At 57.7% G+C, this 18,946-nt stretch carries 21 protein-coding genes; all 21 read left to right on the plus strand.

Features of this window, described 5'->3' with window-relative positions:
• The first annotated feature begins 89 nt into the window (after positions 1-89).
• The 21 genes from RIN69_RS09045 (at position 90) to RIN69_RS09145 (ending at position 18,865) form a co-directional block, all read left to right on the plus strand.
• Positions 90-524 carry a MarR family winged helix-turn-helix transcriptional regulator gene (locus tag RIN69_RS09045; protein ID WP_390902504.1) on the plus strand — a complete coding sequence of 145 codons (435 nt, stop codon included), beginning with the start codon at positions 90-92 and terminating at the stop codon, positions 522-524.
• Positions 525-579: 55 nt separating this feature from the next.
• Positions 580-2,208, plus strand: coding sequence for an MFS transporter (locus tag RIN69_RS09050; RefSeq protein WP_390902533.1), 1,629 nt, complete (start codon positions 580-582; stop codon positions 2,206-2,208).
• A 2-nt stretch (positions 2,209-2,210) separates the two neighbouring features.
• Positions 2,211-3,296, plus strand: a complete 1,086-nt coding sequence (locus RIN69_RS09055; RefSeq protein ID WP_313856940.1) for an HlyD family secretion protein — start codon at positions 2,211-2,213, stop codon at positions 3,294-3,296.
• Positions 3,296-4,678: an efflux transporter outer membrane subunit gene (locus RIN69_RS09060; RefSeq protein ID WP_313857672.1), complete on the plus strand. Its 1,383-nt coding sequence runs from the start codon at positions 3,296-3,298 to the stop codon at positions 4,676-4,678. Before RIN69_RS09055 ends, RIN69_RS09060 begins: the two co-directional genes overlap by 1 nt.
• A 178-nt stretch (positions 4,679-4,856) precedes the next feature.
• Positions 4,857-5,243 (plus strand): hypothetical protein, encoded by a 387-nt coding sequence (locus RIN69_RS09065; protein ID WP_313856941.1) that lies wholly within the window; start codon positions 4,857-4,859, stop codon positions 5,241-5,243.
• Between the two features lie 142 nt (positions 5,244-5,385).
• On the plus strand, positions 5,386-6,114 hold the full coding sequence (locus tag RIN69_RS09070; protein WP_313856942.1) for a beta-ketoacyl synthase chain length factor: 729 nt from the start codon (positions 5,386-5,388) through the stop codon (positions 6,112-6,114).
• Positions 6,107-6,937 carry a lysophospholipid acyltransferase family protein gene (locus tag RIN69_RS09075; RefSeq protein WP_313856944.1) on the plus strand — a complete coding sequence of 277 codons (831 nt, stop codon included), beginning with the start codon at positions 6,107-6,109 and terminating at the stop codon, positions 6,935-6,937. Before RIN69_RS09070 ends, RIN69_RS09075 begins: the two co-directional genes overlap by 8 nt.
• The gene (locus RIN69_RS09080; protein ID WP_313856945.1) at positions 6,912-7,172 is read left to right on the plus strand and encodes a phosphopantetheine-binding protein; all 261 of its coding nucleotides are present in this window, start codon (positions 6,912-6,914) and stop codon (positions 7,170-7,172) included. Before RIN69_RS09075 ends, RIN69_RS09080 begins: the two co-directional genes overlap by 26 nt.
• Positions 7,173-7,203: 31 nt before the next feature.
• Positions 7,204-7,452, plus strand: coding sequence for an acyl carrier protein (locus tag RIN69_RS09085; RefSeq protein WP_313856946.1), 249 nt, complete (start codon positions 7,204-7,206; stop codon positions 7,450-7,452).
• 15 nt (positions 7,453-7,467) lie between these two features.
• Positions 7,468-8,031, plus strand: coding sequence for a COG4648 family protein (locus RIN69_RS09090; RefSeq protein ID WP_313856948.1), 564 nt, complete (start codon positions 7,468-7,470; stop codon positions 8,029-8,031).
• On the plus strand, positions 8,031-9,377 hold the full coding sequence (locus RIN69_RS09095) for an AMP-binding protein (RefSeq protein WP_313856949.1): 1,347 nt from the start codon (positions 8,031-8,033) through the stop codon (positions 9,375-9,377). The genes RIN69_RS09090 and RIN69_RS09095 overlap by 1 nt, the downstream gene beginning before the upstream one ends.
• A complete protein-coding gene (locus RIN69_RS09100) occupies positions 9,364-9,711 on the plus strand; it encodes a 3-hydroxyacyl-ACP dehydratase FabZ family protein (protein ID WP_313856950.1) in 348 nt (115 codons plus the stop codon). Before RIN69_RS09095 ends, RIN69_RS09100 begins: the two co-directional genes overlap by 14 nt.
• Positions 9,712-9,764: 53 nt before the next feature.
• Complete coding sequence (locus RIN69_RS09105; protein ID WP_390902534.1) at positions 9,765-11,402, plus strand: glycosyltransferase family 2 protein; 1,638 nt, start codon at positions 9,765-9,767, stop codon at positions 11,400-11,402.
• 2 nt (positions 11,403-11,404) lie between these two features.
• Positions 11,405-11,827 (plus strand): acyl-CoA thioesterase, encoded by a 423-nt coding sequence (locus RIN69_RS09110; protein WP_313856952.1) that lies wholly within the window; start codon positions 11,405-11,407, stop codon positions 11,825-11,827.
• A complete protein-coding gene (locus RIN69_RS09115) occupies positions 11,824-12,429 on the plus strand; it encodes an outer membrane lipoprotein carrier protein LolA (protein ID WP_313856953.1) in 606 nt (201 codons plus the stop codon). Before RIN69_RS09110 ends, RIN69_RS09115 begins: the two co-directional genes overlap by 4 nt.
• Positions 12,404-14,722 (plus strand): MMPL family transporter, encoded by a 2,319-nt coding sequence (locus RIN69_RS09120; protein WP_313856954.1) that lies wholly within the window; start codon positions 12,404-12,406, stop codon positions 14,720-14,722. Before RIN69_RS09115 ends, RIN69_RS09120 begins: the two co-directional genes overlap by 26 nt.
• Positions 14,719-15,288, plus strand: coding sequence for a DUF3261 domain-containing protein (locus tag RIN69_RS09125; RefSeq protein WP_313856955.1), 570 nt, complete (start codon positions 14,719-14,721; stop codon positions 15,286-15,288). The genes RIN69_RS09120 and RIN69_RS09125 overlap by 4 nt, the downstream gene beginning before the upstream one ends.
• Positions 15,285-16,457: a beta-ketoacyl-[acyl-carrier-protein] synthase family protein gene (locus RIN69_RS09130; RefSeq protein WP_313856957.1), complete on the plus strand. Its 1,173-nt coding sequence runs from the start codon at positions 15,285-15,287 to the stop codon at positions 16,455-16,457. The genes RIN69_RS09125 and RIN69_RS09130 overlap by 4 nt, the downstream gene beginning before the upstream one ends.
• Complete coding sequence (locus RIN69_RS09135) at positions 16,435-16,911, plus strand: hotdog family protein (RefSeq protein ID WP_313856958.1); 477 nt, start codon at positions 16,435-16,437, stop codon at positions 16,909-16,911. Before RIN69_RS09130 ends, RIN69_RS09135 begins: the two co-directional genes overlap by 23 nt.
• The gene (locus RIN69_RS09140) at positions 16,908-17,639 is read left to right on the plus strand and encodes a 3-ketoacyl-ACP reductase FabG2 (protein ID WP_313856959.1); all 732 of its coding nucleotides are present in this window, start codon (positions 16,908-16,910) and stop codon (positions 17,637-17,639) included. Before RIN69_RS09135 ends, RIN69_RS09140 begins: the two co-directional genes overlap by 4 nt.
• Positions 17,639-18,865 carry a beta-ketoacyl-ACP synthase gene (locus tag RIN69_RS09145; RefSeq protein WP_313857673.1) on the plus strand — a complete coding sequence of 409 codons (1,227 nt, stop codon included), beginning with the start codon at positions 17,639-17,641 and terminating at the stop codon, positions 18,863-18,865. Before RIN69_RS09140 ends, RIN69_RS09145 begins: the two co-directional genes overlap by 1 nt.
• Positions 18,866-18,946 lie beyond the last annotated feature (81 nt).

Genomic DNA, 18,946 nt, shown 5'->3' on the forward strand with positions numbered 1-18,946 from the left:
TCCAGCAACCAGGGACTTCACAACAGGATTTCTGCTTGCGTATAATTGCGGCTATTATTTAGTTAGATATCTAATCATCAGGCCTCTATATGTTGGACACTCAGCAGCATAATTTCTCGCGTTTACTTCATCTCACTGCCCATGCGTGGCGGCTGGCGATCGATCGGCGCTTAAAAGCTAATGGCCTGAGCATGAACAGCTGGTTTGCCGTGGCCACTATCGCCAGCGAAAATGAGCCGATGACGCAAAAGGCGCTGGCGCAGATACTCGGGCTGGAAGAAGCCAGCGTGGTGCCGCTAATCGATCGTCTGGTCAGGCAAAACCTGGTGCAGCGCGTTCAGCCGGAGGAGGATCGACGCAAGCGGCTGCTGCTGGTTACCGAACAGGGCAGTGAAGTGTTTCGTCGGGTGAAAATTGAAGCCGATACCCTACGCGGTGAACTGCTGGCGAACGTCGATGAGCAGGAACTGGCGATTACACAGAAAGTTTTGCAGCAATTGTTGACGGCAACCGGAGCAAGCTGACGTGGCGAAAAACAGTCCTTATGGGCCGCGTGACTGGCAGCCGCATGAAAAACCGATGCTGCCGGGATCGCCGTCAACGCCGATCCACCCGGGCCATAAACGCATTGCCTTTGGCCTGATTGGCCTGCTGATTTCGATTACCGGTGCGCTGAGTAACGCGCTGGTTACCGCCAATCTGACCAATTTACAGGGAACCTTTGGCGCCTATTCAAATGAGATTGCCTGGTTACCGGCGGTCTATGTCATGGGCAATATCTCAATTAACTTACTGTTGGTGAAGTTTCGCCAGCAGTTTGGCCTGCGTATTTTTACCGAAGCTTTTCTGGTGCTGTATGTGCTGGTGGCGTTTTTCCATCTGTTTGCCAACGATCTCAGCTCGGCGATTATCGTGCGCGCCGCGCATGGCATGGTCGGTGCGGCGCTCAGTTCGCTCGGTATTTATTATCAGATTCAGGCGTGGCCAGCGAAGCATCGACTGAAAGCATTGACCATCGGTATCTGCGCCTCGCAGCTGGCGATCCCACTGGCGCGGCTGTTTTCTACCGAGCTGTTGCAGCTTGATGAGTGGCGCGGGCTGTATCTGTTCGAGCTGGGGCTGGCGATGATTGCGCTCGGCTGCGTTTTTCTGCTGAAGTTGCCGCCCGGCGATCGCAATAAAGTGTTCGAAAAAACCGACTTTCTCACTTTTGTGCTGCTGGCACCGGGCATGGCGCTGCTGTGCGGCGTGCTGTCGCTGGGGCGCATTGAATGGTGGTTTACCACGCCGTGGCTGGGTGTCTGCCTGGCGCTGGCGCTGGTACTGATTGTCGCCGCGGTGGTGGTGGAGCATAACCGCACCAACCCGTTAATTAATACCCGCTGGCTCGGCAGCGGAGCGATAGTGCGGCTGGGCATTGTGATGATTATGATGCGCGTGGTGCTGGCCGAGCAGAATACCGGCGCGATAGGCTTTTTACAGCAGATTGGCCTGCAAAACGATCAGATGCGCGGTCTGGCGCTGGCGATTATTGCCGGAGTGATCGTCGGCATCATTGCCAGCGCGCTGACGATTAAGCCGACCCATCTTAGCTGGCCAATTGTCGTCTCGCTGCTGATTATGATGATCGCTTCGCTAATGGATGCTGATTCCAACCCGCTGACGCGCCCGGAAAATATGTATTTCAGCCAGTTTTTGCTTGGCTTCAGCAGCGCCTTTTTCCTTGCCCCGGCGATGCTGCTGGGCGTGGGCGGCGTGGTGACGCAGCCGAAAAATCTGGTCAGCTTTGTGGTGCTGTTCGGCATGAGCCAGAATCTTGGCGGGCTGATTGGCTCGGCGATCCTTGGCACCTTTCAGACCTGGCGGGAGAAGTACCACTCCAGTCTGCTGGGCGATCAGCTGTCGCTGCTTGACCCTAATGTTACGGAACGGCTTAGCCAGTATACCGCGCTGTATAACAGCCTGATTGGCGATGGCATTTTACGCAATGCCGAGGGCGTCGTGCAGCTGCAAAGCGTCGCCACATTGCAGGCCAATGTACTGGCATATAACGATACCTATTTACTGACTGCCGGTATGGCGCTGTGCACCCTGATGTGGGTGCTGTGGCGCTTAACCCGCCTGCGCTATCTCAACTGGCGTCAGGCAAAGCGTAACCAGCAAGCAGCACAACAAACACCAGCAATAACTGAATCTGGCAGGGATTAACAATGAGTCAACAGGAACAGGCGCAAGCCTCCGAGCGCGAGAGAACTAACAAGCTGCGTATTTTATCCATCGCCGTCGGCAGCGGTATCGCTATCGTCGGGGTTCTGGTGATTCTGTACGCCTGGCAGCTGTGGCCGTTTACCAGCAGCGCTCAGAGTACCGAAAATGCCTATGTGCGTGGCCAGATTACCTTTATCAGCCCTCAGGTTAACGGCTATGTCACCTCCGTCGAGGTGCAGGATTTCCAGCCGGTGAAGCAGGGGGAGCTGCTGATGACCATCGACGATCGCATTTATCGTCAGCGCGTTCACCAGGCACAGGCGCAGCTGGATATGAAACAAGCTGCACTGGCGAATAATATCCAGCAGCGGCGCAGCGCGGAGGCGGTGATTGCGCGTAATCAGGCGGCGTTGACCAATGCAAAAGCGCAGGCGGTGAAAAGCGGGCTGGATCTGAAGCGGGTAGAAAATCTGGTGTCAGACGGTTCGCTATCGGTGCGTGAGCGGGATGCGTCGCGTGCCAGTAACAGTCAGACCGAAGCCGACGTGCAGCAGGCCAAAGCCACCCTTGAGGTATCACGGCAGGATTTGCAGACGGTGATAGTCAATCGTGCCTCGATGGAAGCCGATGTTGCCAACGCGCAAGCGGCGCTGGAACTGGCGCAAATCGATCTTGATAACACCCGCATCATCGCGCCGCGTGACGGCCAGTTGGGACAGATTGCGGTGCGGCAGGGAGCTTACGTCACCGCCGGTACGCGCCTGACCTCTCTGGTGCCTGCACAGCTGTGGGTGATCGCCAATATGAAAGAGACGCAGATGGCGCGGGTTAAGCCAGGCCTGCCGGTGACGTTCCGTGTGGATGCACTGGATGGCGAGCGCTTTAGCGGGGAAGTGGAGTATATCTCTCCGGCGGCAGGTTCCGAGTTCAGTGCTATTTCACCGGATAACGCCACCGGTAACTTTGTTAAAATCGCCCAGCGTATTCCGGTGCGAATTAAAATCACCAGTGAAAATCATGCGCGGCTGCGTCCGGGAATGTCGGTGCAGCTGACGATTGAAACTGACGCGGCTAAGGAGAATCGGTGATGCGCTGGCAACCAAAGCTGTTGGCGTTGCTGATCCCGCTGGCGCTGGCGGCCTGCTCTACCAACGTTGAAAAAGCGCCGCAGTCGCTGCTGATTCCGGTCGAATGGCGCAACCAGGTGGGGCCGGCATCCACGCTGGAAGCCAACTGGTGGCGCGCCTTCGGCGACGATAATATGAATCATCTGGTCGAGCAGTCGCTGCGTAATAACCCGGATATTCTGACTGCACGTTCGCGCGTCGATCAGTATCGTGCCCAGTTGCGTGCCGCACAGGGCGATAACCTGCCGACGCTGGATGCTGGCGTCAGCGCCACCCGCGCCCGCACGCTTTCAGCGGCGACCGGGCTACCGGGCGATCACTCGGTGTTTCAGGGATTGCTTCAGGCCAATTATGATGTCGATATCTGGGGCGCGCGCAGCAGCAGCATTGATGCCGCGCAGTATTCACTGGCAGCCCAGCAGGCGGCCGCGTCGGCAGCGGAACTTACCGTCGCCAGCTCGGTAGCCTCAGGCTATCTGACGCTGTGCGCGCTGGATGAGCAACTGCGCGTTACCCGGGCGACGCTCGCTTCGCGCGAAAATTCGTTGCAGCTGGCGAAGCGCCAGTATGAAACCGGCTATACCTCGCGGCTGGAGTGGGTGCAGGCGGCGTCAGAGTATCAGAGCGCCAAAGCCCAGATACCGCAGTTGCAGCATCAGATTACCGAGCAGGAAAATGCCCTGAGCATTCTGACAGGGATGAATCCGCGTCAGATTGCCCGCACCCCAGACTTTAACCAGATTATGCCGCAGCAGTTACCGACGCTGCTGCCTTCGGAACTGTTGCAGCGGCGGCCGGATATTGTGCAGGCAGAACGCCTGTTGCTGGCGGCGGACAAGACGCTGCAATCCTCGCAGGCTAATCTGCTGCCATCGCTTAATCTGACGGCCTCCGGCACGCTGCAAAGTTCAGTGCTGCATCAGCTGGTGGATAATCCGTTCCGCTTATGGAGCGTGGGCGGCAGCGTGCTGGCCCCGCTGCTGAATCGCGAAGCCTTGACCGCGCAGGTGGATGTGTCGATGGCCTCACGTAATCAGGCGCTGTACAACTATGAGAAAGTGGTGCGCAACGCCTTTAGTGAGGTGAATAACGATATTGATGCGATCCAGCGCAACGGCGAACAGCTGCGGGAGTTAGAAAAACAGCAGGAGATCGTCAGCGAAGCGCTGCGCATTGCACGCAATCGCTATCAGAATGGTTATGCTTCTTATCTTGATGAGCTGGATGCACAGCGCACGCTGTTCAGTACCCAGCTCAGCGTGGTACAGCTGAAAAACAGCCTGCTGTTGGCGCAGATCGATCTGTATCGCGCACTGGGAGGAGGCTGGAAGCCAGCGTCATAATTATCAGGGGCGGTGAGAAAACCGCCCTTTGTTCAAATAAGGTTTATCTTTCCGCTTTAAAATGAGTTTTTCCGCCTTTCGTCCACACCGATCATCCCGCGCTTCACCTTTCTTTACATTTGGTGCTATTATGCGCGCGTTTTTTCGCTATATATGACGAATCACTTAAAGGGATATTATGAAAATCCATCACCTGCTGGCGATGGCGTTCGCCATTGCAACACTGACCGCCTGTTCACGCACTGCGCCAGTATTGAATGTTCAGCATCCGGTTAATGCAAAAGTCAGCCAGGATCAGGTCAGAACGGCGATTCTGGAGGCCGGAATGGCGCGGAAATGGGTGATGACGCCGGTGGCCCCCGGGGTAATTAACGGACATCTTGCGCAGCGCGGTCACAGTGCGGATATTCGCATTGATTACACTGCAACTCGTTACAATATCAATTATGTAGGTTCACATAATTTGATGGCCAGCGGCGGCATGATCCATCGAAATTACAATCGCTGGGTAAATAACCTCGATGAAGATATACAGCTGCGACTCTCCGCTCAGGCGCTGAAATAAACGTAATATCGCGATTAAATTCTGTCATTGCTCATTTTGATTAAAGTGCTGGCAAATACGGCGAATTCCGATCGTATTTGTTGCCTGCTGGCGTCATGCTGAGGCTTGCGGCAATCAACGACGTCTGAAGAAGAATAATGGTATGAATCTGCATTTTAATCTCATCGACTGGCAAGCCAGTGCGCCTGGCCTGTCTGAGTCAGCTGACTGGCAGCAGTGGGCGCAGCACGAGGCGATTATTGACGCCGCATTGCCGCTGGCAAAGTGTCGCCAGCTGCCAATGATGACAGCGCGCCGTCTGAGCAGCGGCAGCCGTCTCGCCGTCGATTGTGGTCTGGCGCTGATGCAGCGCCAGCAGGTTGATGCCATTGTCTTTACCAGCCGCCACGGCGAGCTGGAGCGCAACTTACGCATTCTGACTGCGCTGGCGGATCAGCAAAGCCCCTCGCCAACCGATTTTGCTATGTCGGTGCACAATGCGGCGGTTGGCAGCCTGACAATTGCCGCCAGCGCGCCGCGGGTTGCCACCTCGCTGGCTGCCGGAGTGGACTCATTCCAGCAGGGGATGGTAGAAGTGGCGGCGCTGCACGGTGCGGGCTACCAGCAGGTGCTGCTGGTCGATTTTGATGGCAGCGTGCCACAATGCTATCAGCGGTGGTTAGCCGCCGATGCGCCGCGCTGGCCGTATGCTGTTGCGCTGCTGCTGGCAACCGGCAAGCAGCTTAGCTGCACGACGGCGATCGCGGATGAGCCGGCTGACAGCGACTGGCCGCAAAGTTTGCAGTTTCTTCATGCGCGGCTGGCGTCACAGCGTCAGTTTACCCTGCGTGGTGCGCAGCTAAACTGGTGCTGGGAGTGCGATAATGTCTGATTCGGTGCTCAGTCTGGGCGGTGCTTCACGCCTTAACTACGGTTGGCGGCTGCTGATGACCGCCTGCAGTTTTACGCTGTTCAGCATCGGTGGTCTGCTTTTGTCGCTGGTAGGGTTTAATCTGCTGCTGCTTATTCAGCGCGACCGGCATCGCCGTCGCCAGCTGGCACGAAAAAGCATCTCATTTAGTTTTCGCTGCTTTTTGCGTTTTTGTCGGGCGGCGGGCGTCTTCGACTATCAGATTGAAGGTGCCGAAAAGTTACAAGCCGATCGCGGCTGCCTGGTGGTGGCGAACCATCCTTCATTAATCGATTACGTCCTGATCGCCTCGGTCATGCCGGATGTCGACTGCCTGGTAAAGGCTGAACTGCAACATAATATTTTCTTTCGCGGCGTGATTCGCGCGGCGGATTATTTGATAAACAGCCAGGCAGAAACGCTGTTGCCAGAGAGCCGCCAGCGTTTGCAGCGCGGTGACACACTGCTGATTTTTCCTGAGGGCACCCGCACCCGCTACGGCGAGCCATTAAAACTTCAGCGCGGCGCGGCAAATATTGCGGTGCGCTGCGGCTGTGAATTGCGCATTGTGCACATCACCTGCACGCAACGCATGCTGGATAAACAGAGTCGCTGGTATCAGATTCCGGCGGTAAAACCGCTGTTTACTGTCAGCGTGAAACAGCACATCGACAGTCAACACTTTATGGCGCAAAACGACGCAGCACAGCCGCTGGCCGCTCGTCGTCTGACCCGTCATTTGCAGCAAGTATTAACACCAGAACACGTGGAACCACGGCATGAACCCATTAAACCTCGAAATTAAACAGATGATTATCGATACGCTGAATCTTGAAGATATCAGCAGCGATGAGATTGACAGTGACGCGCCGCTGTTTGGTGACGGACTGGGTCTCGACTCTATCGATGCACTCGAATTAGGTCTGGCGGTAAAAAATCGCTACGGCGTGGTGTTATCTGCCGAAAGTGAAGCGATGCGACAGCATTTTTATTCCGTCGCCTCACTGGCAGCCTTTATCACTGCACAACGCAGCGCGTAGTGCGCCAGATACTTTACGATACGAGTGACCTATGAATAAGCAAGAAATCTATCAGGAAGTAAGCGGGCTGCTGGTAACCCTGTTTGAAGTGGATGCGGATGATATCCAGCCGGAGTCGCGTCTTTACGAAGACCTGGAGCTGGACAGCATTGATGCCGTCGATATGGTGGTGCATCTGCAAAAGCGCATTGGCCGTAAGATTAAGCCAGAAACGTTTAAAACGGTGCGTACCGTACAGGATGTGGTCGACGCGGTCGATCAGCTGATCCGCGAAGGCTAATCATCAACCCACTCAATGATGCCATTACTGATGCGTATCCTGCCGTGGCTGATTACGCTTGCCTGGCCGTTTCTGGTCTGGCTGGCGGTGAGCCGCCCACAACTGCACTGGCTGATACCGCTACTGGCACTGCTGTTTTTACTGCGCTGGCGGGGAATTCGCGGCAGCAGCGGGGCGTTTTCGCGCGCCGGACAACTGCTGGCGCTGGCCGGCGCGGCTTTATGCCTCGCCAGTTTTCTGCTGCGCAGCCATCAGCTGCTGCTGTGGTATCCGGTGGCGGTGAGCCTGGTGATGCTGCTGCTGTTTGGCGGATCGCTGTTCAGCAGCATGCCGCTGGTTGAGCGTCTGGCACGGCTGCGTGAGCCTCAACTTTCGCCAGCAGCGGTGCGCTGGACGCGCCGGGTGACGCAAATCTGGTGTCTGTTTTTTGTCTTTAACGGCAGTGTTGCCACTGCCACCTGTCTGGCGGGGAATCTGCACTGGTGGACGCTATGGAATGGCATGATCAGCTATCTGCTGATGGGAGTGTTAATGGCGAGTGAATGGCTGCTGCGTCAGCGCATCCGAGGTCATGCCTGATGACCGTGACTGCACTGGCGCTCAGCGACTGGCTGAGCCCGTCGCGTCCTGATGCTCTTGTCTGCTGGCATCAGCGGCAACCGCTGATGCTGCAACACCTGCGTCAGCAGGTGCAACAGTTGTGCGGCGTGCTGCTGGCGCGGCCGGAGCCGCGCTGGGCGCTCTGTTTTGACGACAGTTGGCAGTTTACCGTTGGCTTACTGGCAGCGCTGCATGCGGGTAAAACCCCGGTGATTCCCGGCCACTGCCGACCCTCATTGTTGCAGGAACAAGCCAGCGCTTTCGATGCCGTGCTGACGGACTGTGCGTTGCCGCCGTTCTGCCCGCAGTTAACCCTTGATGCAGCAGCACACACCTGCTGCGAGCCGTTACCGGCTATCGCGCCGGATGCACAGCTGGTGCTGTTTACCTCCGGTTCGACCGGTCAGCCGCGACAGGTGACTAAACCGCTGGCCTGTCTTGATACTGAAATACAGTGGCTGGCTGCGCTGTGGGGCGAGCGTTTGCAGGATTGTTGCGTGGTGGCATCGGTCAGCCATCAACATCTGTATGGCCTGACGTTTCGCATTATGCTGCCGATGGCGCTTGGCCTGCCGTTTGTCAGTTCTCAGCTGTTGTATAGCGAGCAGCTGAGCGCGCTGCCGGTCGATGGTCCGCTGGCTTTTATCAGCAGCCCGGCCTTTTTACGCCGCCTTGATTTCTCCCTGACGCCACCCGGTTGTCGCCTGATCGTTTCTGCGGGCGGGGTACTGAGCGATGAAACGGCAGCAGCCGTCGCCACCCGTTGGCAGCTGGCGGTCGACGAGATATACGGCAGCAGCGAAACCGGCGTGCTGGCATGGCGTTCACGCACTGATACCCACCCGCTGTGGCAGCCGTTTGACGGTGTTGAATTTAGCCGCCATGGGCAGCAGCGCTGGCTTGTCCGATCGCCGCTGATTGCCGAAAACGATGGACTGCTGCTGGACGATAAACTGGAATTTGCTGTATCTGGCGGTTTCCAGCTGTGCGGGCGTTACGACCGGGTGGTGAAAATTGAAGATAAACGCGTTTCACTGAGTGAAATCGAACGACGTCTGTTGGCGATCGCGGGTATCGCCGATGCGGTGGCACTGCCGATCAGCCGCTATGGCCGTCGGGCGATTGGCGTGGTGCTGGTGCTGCATAACGAGCAGGATAGCGACCGGCTGGCGCAGTTAAAGCCACAGTGGAAGCGGGAGTTGCAGCGCTGGCTGGAGCCGGTAGCAATGCCCCGTTTCTGGCGGGTGGTCAGGCTGATCCCGCATAACAGTCAGAGCAAACGTGCCTGGCCGCAAATAGAGGAGCTGTTTAATGTTGCCAGTTGAACTCTCACGGTGCCAACAACTGACGCAGCTGGCGTTGTTGCTGCGTATTGATGCCGACCTTTTCTGGTTCCGCGGACATTTTCCGCAGCAGCCGCTGTTGCCGGGTGTGGCACAGCTGGACTGGGTACTGCACTACGGCATCGGCTGTCTGGCTGTCGGTCAACAGTTCTCGTCAGTGGAAAATATTAAATTTCAGCAGCCGGTGCTGCCCGGCAGCCTGCTGGAGCTGAACCTGGAGTGGGATGAGTTGAAAAAACAGCTCAGCTTTAGCTATTACATGATTCGTAACGGCGATCGGTCGGTAGCCAGCAGCGGGAAGATTCGCCTGTGTTAAACGCTGAATTTAAGCCCTGTGTGGTGATCCCTTGCTATAACCACGGCGCGACAATGGCGGCGGTGCTGGCACGTCTGGCACCGTTTAATTTACCGCTGCTGATTGTCGACGATGGCAGTGATAAAACCACGCAAGCGCTGCTGGAAACGCTGGTTTGTGACGGTGTCACGCTGTTGCGGCTGGAAAAAAACAGCGGTAAAGGCGCGGCGGTAAAATATGGCCTCGAAGCGGCTGCAGCACAGGGCTACAGCCATGCTTTGCAGGTTGATGCTGATGGTCAGCATCAGATTGAAGACTGCCCGAAGCTGCTGGCTGAAGCGGCAGCCTGGCCTGAGTCACTGATCTCCGGTCAGCCAGTCTATGATGATTCGGTTCCCAAATCACGCCTGTACGGACGCTATGCGACTCACGTCTGGGTGTGGATCGAAACCCTTTCTCTGTCGCTGAAAGACAGCATGTGCGGTTTTCGCGTCTATCCGCTGGCGGCAACGCTTAAGCTGATGCGGCAGCGCAGCATTGGCAAACGGATGGATTTCGACAGCGAAATTATGGTGCGGCTCTATTGGGCCGGCACCCCCAGCCGCTTTATCCGCACCCGGGTCACTTACCCGCAGAACGGCCTGTCGCACTTCGATGCGCTGCACGATAACCTGCGGATTTCATGGATGCATACCCGCTTGTTTTTCGGCATGTTACCGCGCATTCCTTCACTGCTGGCGCGAAAACGCCGTCAGCAGCACTGGTCCGGCGTCAGCGAGCGCAAGGGGCTGCACGGCATGCGCGTGATGCTGGCGATCTACCGCCGGTTTGGCCGACGGGTATTTACGCTATTTCTCTGGCCGGTAATAGCCGTCTACTGGCTGACCGGGCGTAGCCAGCGGCAGGCATCACAGCAGTGGTTAGCTCAGATTGCCGGTTATGCCCGCCGACAGCAGGTGTCGTTACCGACGCCGCTCGGCAGCTACTTTCATTTCCTGCGCTTTGGCGAAGCGATGCTGGATAAAATTGCCAGCTGGCGCGGCGATCTGCGCTGGGGTAAAGATATTGATTTTGCCCCAGGCGCCGAGGCGGCGATCGCTGATGCGCGCCAGGGGGGAAAGCTGATTCTTGCTTCTCACCTCGGTGATATTGAAGCCTGCCGCGCAATGGCGCAGCAGGTCAGTGGGCTGGTGATTAATGCGCTGGTGTTTACCGATAACGCGCCGCGTTTTCGTCAGGTGCAGGAAGAGATTGCACCACTGTCTGGGGTGAATCTGATTCCGGTCAGCGAGATCGGCCCGGAAACGGCCATTATGCTGCAAGAGAAACTCGATGCCGGTGAATGGGTGGCGATCGTCGGCGATCGTACAGCGATAAACCGCCAACGCGGTGGCTCACGTCGGGTAGTATGGAGTGAGTTTCTCGGCCGTCCGGCACCGTTTCCGCAAGGGCCATTTATTCTTGCCGCCGCGTTACGCTGTCCGGTTTTGCTGATGTTTGCCCTAAAACAACGCGGCAAGCTGCGTATTTACTGCGAGTCCTTTGCCGATCCGCTGTTATTACCGCGTGCCGAACGTCAGCAGGCGTTACAGCAGGTGGTGGATCGCTATGCCGAACGGCTGGCGCATCATGCGCTGATCTCGCCGCTCGACTGGTTTAATTTTTTCGATTTCTGGACGCTGCCAGACACGCAGCCGGAGAATAAGGAGTGAGCGTGATTAACGATCCACGATTTTCCATCGAGCTGGAAATGACCGTGCCGTTCCACGATGTGGATGCGATGGGCGTGGTGTGGCACGGCAACTATTTCCGTTATTTTGAAGTCGCGCGAGAGGCGCTGCTGGCGAAATTTAACTATGGCTACCGCCAGATGGAGGCTTCCGGCTATGTCTGGCCGGTGGTCGATACGCGGGTGAAATATCGCGGCACGCTGAGTTTTGAGCAGCGTATTCGGGTGCAGGCGACGATAGAGGAATTTGAAAATCGCCTGCGCATCGCTTATCAAATTTTCGATAGTGTCAGCGGCAAACGCACCACCAGCGGCTACACCATTCAGGTGGCGGTGAGCATTGAATCGAAAGAGATCAGCTTTGTCTCGCCAGCGATACTGTTTGAGCGCCTGGGAGTGACACCATGATAAAGCTATTACTGACCGCACTGATGCTGTTCAGTCTGAGTGCTCAGGCGGTAACGCTGGATGAACTGCAACAGCGCTTTGCCAGCCAGCCGGTGGTGCGCGCCGATTTTACCCAGCAGCGCCAGATTAAAGGGATGGCTCAGCCACTGAAATCCAGCGGTGAACTGCTGATTGCCCAGGATAAAGGGTTGTGGTGGCAGCAGGCGAAGCCGTTTCCGTTAACGCTGGTGCTGGATGAAAAACGCATGGTGCAGGTGATGAACGGCCAGCCGCCGCAGATTATCACCGCCGACAGCAATCCACAGATGTTTCAGTTTAACCACTTGCTGCGGGCGCTGTTTCAGGCCGATCGCACGGTACTGGAGCAGAATTTCGCCATCGATTTTCGTCCTCTGGCGGGCGACAGCTGGCGCATCGTGCTGACGCCAACCAGCACTCCGCTGGATAAGCTGTTCAATACCATCACTTTGCAGGGAAAAAACCAGCTGGATGCCATTGAACTCAATGATAAGCAGGGCGATGTGACTGAGATCCGCTTCACCAATCAGCGGCTGACGCCACGGACGTTAAGCGCAGATGAAAAACAACGCTTTGTTTTCTAAGCGACTGCGCTTCGCCGCCTTCAGCTGGATCGCCGTCTGCCTGCTGCTGATCGCCACTTTAGCGCTGTTGCTGCCGCGCGCCACGATTAACAGTAGCGTGCTGGCGTTATTACCCAAGCAGGCGATGGGCGTCATTCCGGACGATTTACAGCAGGGGTTTATGCAGCGGCTCGATCGGCAAATGGTCTGGCTGATTAGCCCTGGCGAGCAGGGTAGTGCGGCGGTGGCAGAAGCGTTTCTGCATGCATTGCAGGCGATGCCGACGTTGAAAAATGTCAAAGGGCCGATAGATGCGCAACAGCAACAGCGGTGGGGGCAGTTTGCCTGGCAACATCGTAATGCGCTGATTGATGCTGCCACTCGCCAGCGGCTGGCCGACGGCGGCAGCGCGCAGGCAGACTGGATTCTGGCGCAGCTCTATTCGGCCTTTGCCGGTGTCAGTGGTCAGGAGCTGGCTAACGATCCGTTGCTGCTGGTGCGCGGCGCTCAGCTGGCAATGCAGCAGAACGCCAGCCAGCTGGCGCTGCGCGATGGCTGGCTGGTGGCGCGCGATAAACAGGGACGCCAGTGGTATTTTATCCACGGTGAACTGGCAAGCCATTCGTTTGATATGCAGCAGAGTCACGCGGTGGTGCAGCAGTTACAGTCACTGGCTTCGCGGCTGCAACAACAATATCCCGACACCCAACTGCTGACGCGCGGCACGGTGCTGTACAGCGATTTCGCCAGCCAGCAGGCGCGCCATGATGTCTCGACGCTGGGTGTGGCGACGGTGATTGGGGTGCTGCTGCTGATCTTTACGCTGTTTCGTTCACCGCGCCCGCTGCTGCTATGCGCACTGTCAGTGTCGATAGGCGCGCTGGCGGGTACGACCATTACGCTGCTGTGTTTTGGCGAGCTGCACCTGATGACGCTGGTGATGAGCATCAGTATTGTCGGCATCTCGGCGGATTATACTCTCTATTATCTTACCGAGCGCATGGTGCACGGTGCCGATGTCAGCGCGCAGCAGAGTTTACGCAAAGTGATGCCTGCGCTGCTGCTGGCGCTGGCGACCGCTGCAATCGCCTATCTGATTATGTTGTTAGCGCCGTTTCCCGGACTGCGTCAGCTGGCGGTCTTTGCTGCCAGTGGTTTAACCGCGTCCTGCCTGACGGTGATCTGCTGGTATCCGTGGCTGGTACGCGGTTTGCCGGTGCGTCCGGTGCCGGCGATGTTGTTAATGGCGCGCTGGCTGGCGGCCTGGCGGCGTCAGCGCTGGCTGAAGCTCGGGCTACCGCTGCTGGTGGCGCTGGTTTCTCTTTCGGGCCTGGCGATACTGAAGGTGGATGACGATATTTCACAGTTGCAGGCGCTGCCGCCGCAGCTGTTGCAGCAGGATGCGCAACTGACGCAGCTGACCGGGCAGCGTGCCGACCAGACCTGGTTTATGGTCTGGGGCGACAGCGCGGAACAGACGCTGCAACGGCTGGAAGCGCTGGCTCCCCAGCTGCAACACGCGCAGCAGCAGCACTGGCTGACCTCATGGCGTCAGCCGCCGCTGGCCTCGCAGGCGCAGCAGCAACGTGATTTAGCGCTGCTGAAACAGGCGACACCGACGGTGATGGCGCAGCTCAGACAGGCGGGCATTGAGATGGCTCAGCCCGATCTGCGTGCGATGCCGGTGACGCCGGAAACCTGGCTGCAAAGCCCCAATAGTGAAGGCTGGCGACTCTTGTGGCTGAGCCTGCCGAATGGCCGCAGTGGCGCACTGGTGCCGGTCAGCGGCGTGCATAACAGTGCGCAACTGGCAGAGCTGGCGCAGGCGCTGCCCGGTGTGGCATGGATCGATCGCAAAAGCACTTTTGACCAGCTGTTCAGTTTTTATCGCGTAATGCTGAGCTGGCTGTTACTGGCGGCGCTGGCGGTTATCGCCATCAGTTATATGCTGCGGCTCGGCGTCCGTCGCGGGCTGGTCAGCGTATTGCCGTCGGTGTTATCGCTCGGCGGCGGGCTGGCAGGGCTGGCGTTCAGCGGCCATTCGCTGAATCTGTTTTCACTGCTGGCGCTGGTGCTGGTGTTGGGGATTGGTATTAATTACACGCTGTTTTTCAGTAATCCGCGTGGCACACCGATCACCTCGCTGCTGGCGGTATCGCTGGCGATGACCACCACCTTACTGACGCTGGGAATGCTGGTGTTCAGCCAGACGCAGGCCATCAGCAGTTTTGGTATTGTGCTGTGCAGCGGTATTTTCACCGCCTTTTTGCTGGCTCCGCTGGCGTTACCTGAATCCAGAAGGAAAAGACGATGACATCCTGGTGGAAGGCGATAGCGATCGCTTTATTACTTAGCGGCTGCGTCAGTCACAGTGATCCGACGCGCCCGCAGGCGTGGCTCAAGCCTGGAGTGCAGGTGACGCTGCCCGCACCAGGCATTGAGCCACCGTTTAGCCAGCAGCAGTTATTAACCGGTAGCTTTAAAGGCAAACAGCAGTCACTGATGGTGATGCTGAGTGCCGACCAGCAGCAGCTGACGCTTATCGGGCTGTCGACGCTGGGGATCCGTTTGTTCCGCGTCAGCTACGACAGCCAGGGCATCAAAACTGAACAGTCGATAGCGCTGCCGGAAATGCCGCCAGCCAGCCAGGTGCTGGCGGATATTATGCTGAGCCACTGGCCACTGGCGGTGTGGCAGTCACAGCTGCCCGCGGGCTGGACGCTGCGTGATAGCGGCGACCGCCGCCAGCTGCGTGATGCTGACGGCAAGCTGATTACCGAGATTCGTTATCTGATGCGTGGTGAACAGCGTCAGCCGGTTAGCGTGCAACAATTTGCTTTTGGTTATCAGATCTTTATTCAACAACTGGATGCCTCATGATCTATTTTTCCGCCGTCGGCATGCTGAACGCACTGGGGCATTCGCTGGATGATATCGCCGCTAATCTGGTGCGGGGGGATGCGCCAGGTATGCGGCCTTCCAACGACTGGCTGACCGGCGGGCGTCACTGCTGGATTGGCCATGTTGATGCTGAACTGCCGCCGTTACCGGCCGAACTGGCTCAGCATAATAGCCGCAATAATCGCCTGTTGCTGGCGGCGCTGGCGCAGATTCGCCGCGAGGTTGATGACGCCATTGCCCGTTTTGGTCGCGGGCGAGTGGCGGTGATCTTAGCCACCAGCACTGCCGGAGTGGATGAAGCTGACCGCTTTATCAGCGGCGCTGATGAGGGCTATCACTATGCCCAACAGGAGCTGGGCGATCCGTCGCGCTTTCTGGCCAGCCTGCTCGGCCTTAGCGGCCCGGCTTATACCCTGTCGACCGCCTGTTCATCAAGCGCACGCGCCATTATTAGCGGCCAGCGTCTGATTGAAGCCGGTCTGGCCGATGTGGCGATTGTCGGCGGAGCCGACACCCTGAGCCGCATGCCGGTTAATGGTTTCGACAGTCTGGAGTCGCTGTCAGCTGCGCGTTGCGCACCGTTCAGTGCACAGCGCGACGGGATCTCGATTGGCGAAGGCGCGGCGCTGATGCTGTTAACGCGCGAGCCGCAGGCGGTAGCCTTACTCGGTGTGGGTGAGTCGTCCGACGCGTATCATATGTCGGCTCCCCATCCGCAGGGCGAAGGAGCAAAGCGGGCCATTGTGATGGCGCTGGAGCAGGCCGGGATACAGCCGCGCGATCTCGGCTATATCAACCTGCATGGCACTGCCACCCGCCTCAACGATCGGGTGGAAGCGCAGGTGATCCATGACATCTTTGCCGGGCAGGTGCCGTGCAGTTCAACCAAGCATCTGACCGGACATACCCTTGGGGCCGCCGGAGTGTGCGAAGTCGCGCTGTGCTGGCTGCTGTTGACGCGTGATTTGCCGCTGCCCGCGCAGGATTTTTCAATGGGTGAGATCGATAGCAGCCTGCCGCGCTGCGGATTACTCTCTGCCCCACAGGCGCTGGAAAAGCCGCTGATACTGTCTAATTCATTTGCCTTTGGCGGCAATAATGCCTGCCTGATTTTAGGAGTGACGGATGGCCGCATTGCTGAGTGCTGAACACTATTTACCGCATGCCACACCAATGGTGTTGCTGGAGCAGGTAGTGGCGGTGAGCGATGAAACCGCCCACTGCCGGGTGCGCGTCAGCGGTGATGGCGTGCTGGCACCGTTTCTCAATGCCGACGGGCAGCTGCCGGCGTGGTTTGGCATCGAGATTATCGCGCAAACCATCGGCGTATGGTCGGGCTGGCATGCCCGTCAGCGTGGTGATAATGAACTGCGGCCCGGAATGCTGCTCGGTGGGCGTGGCTATCGTTGTAGCCAGCCGGTATTTCCAGCCGACGGGCTGCTGGATGTGAAGGTCACGCTACTGATGCACGATGAAAAAATTGCCAGCTTTGAAGGTGAAATCACGGTTAACGGCGAACCCTGTGCCAGTGGCAGGCTGAATACTTACCAGCCAGATGACAAGGAATTGATTCAACTTATGCAACAGGACAGCAACTCATGACTCGCTCAGTATTAGTCACCGGTGCCAGTAAAGGAATTGGCCGCGCCATTGCGCTGCGGCTGGCGGCCGACGGATTTACCCTTATCGTCCATTACCACAGTGACCGGGCTGGCGCAGATCGGACCGTGGCGCAAATTGCAGCGGCCGGTGGCTCAGCGCGGGTGCTGGGATTTGATATTGCCGACCGTCAACAGTGTCGCGAACGGCTGGAGCAGGATATTGAGCAGCACGGCGCCTATTACGGCGTGGTCAGTAACGCCGGTATCACCCGCGATGGTGCCTTTCCGGCGCTGAGCGAGCAGGACTGGGACGGCGTGATTCATACGAATCTCGACAGCTTCTATAACGTGATTCATCCATGTGTGATGCCGATGATTGGTCTGCGGCAGGGGGGGCGGATTATTACCCTGTCGTCGGTCTCGGGTATCATGGGCAACCGCGGCCAGGTTAACTACAGCGCGGCCAAAGCCGGGATTATTGGTGCCAGCAAAGCGCTGGCGATTGAGCTGGCGAAACGCAAAATTACCGTTAACTGCATCGCGCCAGGGCTGATTGATACCGGCATGATTCAGATGGAACAGGCGGCGATCGACGAAGCGCTGAAAATGATCCCGATGAAGCGGATGGGCGCGGCGGATGAAGTCGCCGGACTGGCGAGTTATCTGATGTCGGATATCGCCGGGTATGTTACCCGTCAGGTGATTTCGGTTAACGGAGGCATGCTGTGATGCGGCGGGTCGTGGTCACCGGGATGGGAGGCGTCACGGCGTTCGGTGAGAACTGGCAAGATGTCGCTGCGGGCTTACGCGCCGGGCAGAACGCGGTGCGCAAGATGCCGGAGTGGCAGGTTTATCAGGGGCTGCATACGATGCTGGGCGCGCCAGTCGATAATTTCAGCGTGCCGGAACACTACACGCGCAAGCGCATTCGCTCGATGGGGCGGGTCTCACTGATGGCAACACGTGCCAGCGAACTGGCGCTGGAGCAGGCAAACCTGATTGGCCATCCGGTATTGACCCACGGCGAAACCGGAATAGCTTATGGCTCCTCCACCGGCAGTACTGGCCCGGTAAGTGAGTTCGCCACTATGCTGACCGAGAAACACACCAATAATATTACCGGTACTACCTATGTTCAGATGATGCCGCATACCACCGCCGTCAATGCCGGGCTATTTTTTGGCTTACGCGGCCGGGTAATTCCGACATCCAGCGCCTGTACTTCCGGCAGCCAGGCCATTGGCTATGCGTGGGAAGCGATTCGTCACGGTTACCAGACGGTGATGGTGGCAGGCGGTGCCGAAGAGCTTTGTCCGTCGGAAGCGGCGGTATTTGATACCCTGTTTGCCACCAGCCAGCGTAATGACGCGCCTAAAAGCACCCCGTCACCGTTTGATGTTAAGCGTGATGGGCTGGTGATTGGTGAGGGTGCTGGCAGTTTGGTTCTGGAAGAGCTGGAGCATGCTTTAGCGCGCGGGGCCACCATCTATGCTGAGCTGGTCGGTTTCCATACCAATTGCGATGCGGCGCACATTACTCAGCCGCAGCGCGAAACCATGCAAATCTGCATCGAAGGAGCATTGCGCAGCGCCGGGCTGCGGGCGCAGGATATTGGCTATATTAATGCACACGGGACGGCCACCGACCGTGGCGATGTGGCGGAAAGTCTGGCGACTGCGGCGGTATTTGGTCGCGACACGCCGATCTCTTCGTTGAAGAGTTACTTTGGTCATACGCTCGGCGCTTGCGGCGCGCTGGAAGCCTGGATGAGCATTGAGATGATGCGCGAAGGCTGGTTTGCGCCGACGCTGAATCTCACTCAGCCTGCGGATGATTGCGGTGAACTGGATTACATAACCGGCAGCGTGCGCCAGATTGATACTGACTATGTTCAGTCGAACAACTTTGCGTTCGGCGGCATTAATACGTCACTGATTTTCCGCCGCTGGAACTAATGCGCGGTACGTCGCTCAGAGCGGGAGCCGGAAACGGCTCCTGACATTGTTGGTGTCGTCCCGGCCGAATGGCAAAAACAG

This window comes from Winslowiella toletana (assembly GCF_032164335.1).
Lineage (GTDB): Bacteria > Pseudomonadota > Gammaproteobacteria > Enterobacterales > Enterobacteriaceae > Erwinia > Erwinia toletana_A.

What these genes read in the sequence shown, in the direction of transcription:
- RIN69_RS09060 (WP_313857672.1), top strand. Translation starts at nt 3,296, where the DNA reads ATGCGCTGGCAACCAAAGCTGTTGGCGTTGCTGATCCCGCTGGCGCTG.
- RIN69_RS09105 (WP_390902534.1), top strand. Translation starts at nt 9,765, where the DNA reads ATGGCGGCGGTGCTGGCACGTCTGGCACCGTTTAATTTACCGCTGCTG.
- RIN69_RS09125 (WP_313856955.1), top strand. Translation starts at nt 14,719, where the DNA reads ATGACATCCTGGTGGAAGGCGATAGCGATCGCTTTATTACTTAGCGGC.
- RIN69_RS09145 (WP_313857673.1), top strand. Translation starts at nt 17,639, where the DNA reads ATGCGGCGGGTCGTGGTCACCGGGATGGGAGGCGTCACGGCGTTCGGT.
- RIN69_RS09115 (WP_313856953.1), top strand. Translation starts at nt 11,824, where the DNA reads ATGATAAAGCTATTACTGACCGCACTGATGCTGTTCAGTCTGAGTGCT.
- RIN69_RS09045 (WP_390902504.1), top strand. Translation starts at nt 90, where the DNA reads ATGTTGGACACTCAGCAGCATAATTTCTCGCGTTTACTTCATCTCACT.
- RIN69_RS09095 (WP_313856949.1), top strand. Translation starts at nt 8,031, where the DNA reads ATGACCGTGACTGCACTGGCGCTCAGCGACTGGCTGAGCCCGTCGCGT.
- RIN69_RS09080 (WP_313856945.1), top strand. Translation starts at nt 6,912, where the DNA reads ATGAACCCATTAAACCTCGAAATTAAACAGATGATTATCGATACGCTG.
- RIN69_RS09050 (WP_390902533.1), top strand. Translation starts at nt 580, where the DNA reads ATGCTGCCGGGATCGCCGTCAACGCCGATCCACCCGGGCCATAAACGC.
- RIN69_RS09135 (WP_313856958.1), top strand. Translation starts at nt 16,435, where the DNA reads ATGGCCGCATTGCTGAGTGCTGAACACTATTTACCGCATGCCACACCA.
- RIN69_RS09085 (WP_313856946.1), top strand. Translation starts at nt 7,204, where the DNA reads ATGAATAAGCAAGAAATCTATCAGGAAGTAAGCGGGCTGCTGGTAACC.
- RIN69_RS09090 (WP_313856948.1), top strand. Translation starts at nt 7,468, where the DNA reads ATGATGCCATTACTGATGCGTATCCTGCCGTGGCTGATTACGCTTGCC.
- RIN69_RS09130 (WP_313856957.1), top strand. Translation starts at nt 15,285, where the DNA reads ATGATCTATTTTTCCGCCGTCGGCATGCTGAACGCACTGGGGCATTCG.
- RIN69_RS09070 (WP_313856942.1), top strand. Translation starts at nt 5,386, where the DNA reads ATGAATCTGCATTTTAATCTCATCGACTGGCAAGCCAGTGCGCCTGGC.
- RIN69_RS09075 (WP_313856944.1), top strand. Translation starts at nt 6,107, where the DNA reads ATGTCTGATTCGGTGCTCAGTCTGGGCGGTGCTTCACGCCTTAACTAC.
- RIN69_RS09065 (WP_313856941.1), top strand. Translation starts at nt 4,857, where the DNA reads ATGAAAATCCATCACCTGCTGGCGATGGCGTTCGCCATTGCAACACTG.
- RIN69_RS09140 (WP_313856959.1), top strand. Translation starts at nt 16,908, where the DNA reads ATGACTCGCTCAGTATTAGTCACCGGTGCCAGTAAAGGAATTGGCCGC.
- RIN69_RS09100 (WP_313856950.1), top strand. Translation starts at nt 9,364, where the DNA reads ATGTTGCCAGTTGAACTCTCACGGTGCCAACAACTGACGCAGCTGGCG.
- RIN69_RS09055 (WP_313856940.1), top strand. Translation starts at nt 2,211, where the DNA reads ATGAGTCAACAGGAACAGGCGCAAGCCTCCGAGCGCGAGAGAACTAAC.
- RIN69_RS09120 (WP_313856954.1), top strand. Translation starts at nt 12,404, where the DNA reads ATGAAAAACAACGCTTTGTTTTCTAAGCGACTGCGCTTCGCCGCCTTC.